The organism is Streptococcus parasanguinis (assembly GCF_001578955.1).
Classification (GTDB): Bacteria; Bacillota; Bacilli; order Lactobacillales; family Streptococcaceae; genus Streptococcus; species Streptococcus parasanguinis_U.
The window spans coordinates 678,280-681,806 of the sequence record NZ_KQ969689.1; the positions used below are offsets into that span (position 1 = coordinate 678,280).

Below are 3,527 nucleotides of genomic sequence, written 5' to 3' on the forward strand. Positions count from 1 at the left end.
ACAGCAAGCCTACCAACAACCTACTCAAGCAGCTTATCAACAAGCTTCTTACCAAGGTCAACCAGGACAACCTTATCCTGGCCAACCAAGTCAATTTGGTGTAGCCGTTGGTGGTTACTGGAATTGGTTCCTTTCAGCTTTGAAACGTCCAACTGCTGTAGAAAATTCAAAAGCTCTTAACGGAATTTTACAGTATGTCTTAACTGCCTTTGTCTTGACCCTATCAACTTTCTTCACAGCTAGTGGAGCTACAGGTGGTTATGGAATGGATTTCCGTGCCTTTATGTTGACATTGATTTCCCTATTCTTTAGCGTTTACGCCTTCCAAGTAGCAGGATTCTTTGTTCGTCGTGTGGTTCTTCAAGATAAGGAATACAGTTATGGTCATTCATTTGAAGAATTTGGACGTTTGTCTGTCTACACTTTGCCACTTGCCCTTCTTGCTTTCTTAGTAGGTCTTGTAAAGGTTTATGAATTTTATGGCTTTGTAAATTTCCTTATTTTTTTCTTGTTCTTTGTTGGAACATGCTATGTCGTTCATCAAGGATTGAACAAGACAAGCTTTAAAGCAGATAAATTCTTGCTTCTAGTAGCATCATCTGTTGTCTTGCTTCTCATTGCCATCTTTGTCATTTATGTGAATGCTCGTATTTTAGAACAAGTAGCTATTGGATTTATTCCAAGTGCTCCAAATTTCTCTAACTTTGGATTCTAACAATATCACAAAACGGAAGGTGGGGGGACCCACTTTCCCTATTTTATAATGAGGGAGAAGAGATCCATGCAAAAGAAATGGGTTGAATTATTTGAAAAAGTGATCGGTCGCAAACCGTCACCAGAAGAGTTTATGGCTGGGAAAGCTTGTGGATTTGATTTGAAACAAATTCAGTCTATCGCAGGAAATGCCCCAGCAGAGGAAGTCGCTCCTGTTGAGGAACCAGTGGTTGAACCAGTTGAAGAAGTGAAGAATGTCGATCCACTTCTAGCAGCTCGTCAGGCTTGGTTACAACATTTTGAAGAAACCTACGGCCGCAAGCCAAGTGCAGAAGAATTTACCGCTGCAAAAAGTCAAAACTTCGAGTTTTTTGTAGGACCTGTGCCTGAAGCAGAATTTGCGAACCCAGATTCAACAGAAGTAACACAGGAATATGTGCCTCAACAGCCGACTCAAGAGTATACGACTCCACTTGCTGCTGAGCAAACGCAGGTCTTTGCTGGTCCAAATGTCACAGAAGCAGGTCCAGCTCAGAAAAAACAAAAGGCCCCTAAAACGAAGGGTGGAAAGAAACTTTCCAAGAAGAAAATTGGGATTATTTCTGCTATCGCAGTCCTTGTGATCGCTTTGGTAGCAGCCTTCTTTTACTTCCAGTCAACAACGCGTGTCGAAGTGACTGCAGATAAATTTATTAAGGCAGTGGACACCAAGGATTATCGCGAAGCAGCAGATCTGCTTTCAACCGATAACGATAAATGGACAAAGGATGAAGCCGAAAGCTTTATTACCAGCATGGAAGATCAAGGGGTTGATATCGGTACAGAGTTGAACAAGATCATTGATAATGGTGGAGAAGGCAGCTATACGGATAAATCTGGAAACAAGATCTTTGGTTTGGAGAAAGCCGACAAGAAATTTGGAATCTTCCAAGAATACCGTGTGGCCAGCTATCCAGTGCAAGTGAAGGTCAAGACCAATTTGGACCAAGCCAAACTCAAAGTGGCTGCCAATAAAATAGTGACCTTGAAGAAAGATGCAGTGACAGACCTTGGTTCTTTCCATTACAATACAAAAGAAATGGAATTGACTGCTAAAACTGAAGTCGGAAATGTTACTTCTAAGATCCATCTCAATCCTAAAAAAGCAACCAAGAATAATTTAGAATTGCAGTTGAATTCTGAAAAACGCAATTTAGAAGTTGAGTTCCCAGATGAAGTTGAAAACCCAACGGATGTGAAGGTTGTGGTCAACGGCAAAGAAGTCGGAACCAGCACGACCTTTGAGGTAGATAGCATCCCTTATCAAGAAATTGAAGTACATGCTGTCTTCAACATGAATGGGGAAACCTATACAACTGAAAAGGCTAAGGTGACGATTGAAGAGGGTGAGAACGATCCGATCGAACTTAAACTAGCCAAAGATACCCTAAAACGCATCAAGAGTGCGCAAGATGCTAAGAAAGCGCAAGCAGTCAAAGAAGAACAAAATCGGACCTTGGCGGAAGAGTTCTTGAAAGAGTACCGCGACGCAGTCTTTAGCTCCGTTTCAAATCGAAATAACACCTACTCTAAATACTATGACACACAAAGTCAAGCCTACAAGGACATGGTTGAATTCACAACTGGTGATGGTGTTCGAAAGGCAAAAATTGACTACTATACTCCAGGAGCATTGGACATTCAAAGTGTCACGGAAGAAAATGGTGTGGTGACGATCAAGACTTATGAAGACTTTACCGTGCATTATACAGATAGCCATCCAGATTCACAAAACCGCAAGTACAAGACCTACACCTTGAAAAAAGTAGGTGCAAGTTATGTGATTACGGATATTGTCGTAACAAAAGAATCATAGGAGATTCCTCATGAAAGCAAGATTTTCCAAATTAACTTTGGTGACAGTTGCCTTGTTAACCCTGACAGCTTGCTCCCAATCTCAATCTACTAGTTCAAAATCTTCTGCAAAAGAAGAAAGCAAACAAACGCAAACCAAGTCTTCCAAAGAAAGGTCTTCTGCAAAGGATACGTCAAAAGAGACTGGCAAAGAAGAGTCTTCAAAAGCTGGTAAGTCAGATGTGAAAGTGGATTCTGGTGTCAGCTATAATGGTTCCTACTATAGTGTCAAAGGGAAGTATGGTGAGGTCATGATCGCCAACAAACATTATCCCTTGTCGCCTGACTTTAACCCAGGTGAAGATCCTGAAGCTGTTTCAGCCCTTCATGAATTGATCGCAGCCATGCAGGCAGAAGGTTATCCGATCAGTGACCAATATAGTGGTTTTCGTAGCTACGACACCCAAGTTGGCCTCTACCAAAACTATGTCAATCAAGATGGTCAGGAGGCCGCAGATCGTTATTCTGCAAGACCGGGTTATAGTGAACACCAGACAGGTTTGACCTTTGATCTGATCGATACCAGTGGTAATTTGGTAACCGAACCTGGACCAAGTAAGTGGTTGCTCAAGAATGCTGCTAAATATGGCTTTGTGGTTCGTTACCAAGAAGGAAAAGAAAAAGTAACAGGCTACATGCCAGAGAGCTGGCATCTCCGCTATATCGGAAAAGAAGCGCAAGATATCGCTGACTCAGGTTTGAGTCTGGAAGAATACTATGGCTTCACCGGTGGCGATTACGTTGATAAATAAAAAAGGTTGGGATAGATATCCCAACCTTAAAATGTAGACAAACTATTTTAAAGTAAAATAAATTAAGCGATCCTGCTAAGAAATAAAATTGAGTTCCAATTTTTAGATTGGATCAAGAAAATACTGAAACTTTCCGCTGTGAGTAAAGTGCCTGAAACAATAACGATT

3 protein-coding genes are annotated in these 3,527 nt (G+C 41.4%); all 3 read left to right on the forward strand.

Going from position 1 to position 3,527, the window contains the following annotated elements; translation table 11 throughout:
• A partial coding sequence (locus tag SPADD19_RS03245; protein WP_338322289.1) for a DUF6574 domain-containing protein occupies window positions 1-715 on the forward strand: 715 nt, incomplete at its 5' end.
• Between the two features lie 66 nt (window positions 716-781).
• Window positions 782-2,569 carry a TcaA second domain-containing protein gene (locus SPADD19_RS03250; RefSeq protein WP_241496448.1) on the forward strand — a complete coding sequence of 596 codons (1,788 nt, stop codon included), beginning with the start codon at window positions 782-784 and terminating at the stop codon, window positions 2,567-2,569.
• A gap of 10 nt (window positions 2,570-2,579) precedes the next feature.
• Window positions 2,580-3,359: an LD-carboxypeptidase LdcB/DacB gene (ldcB, locus tag SPADD19_RS03255; RefSeq protein ID WP_003016191.1), complete on the forward strand. Its 780-nt coding sequence runs from the start codon at window positions 2,580-2,582 to the stop codon at window positions 3,357-3,359.
• Window positions 3,360-3,527 lie beyond the last annotated feature (168 nt).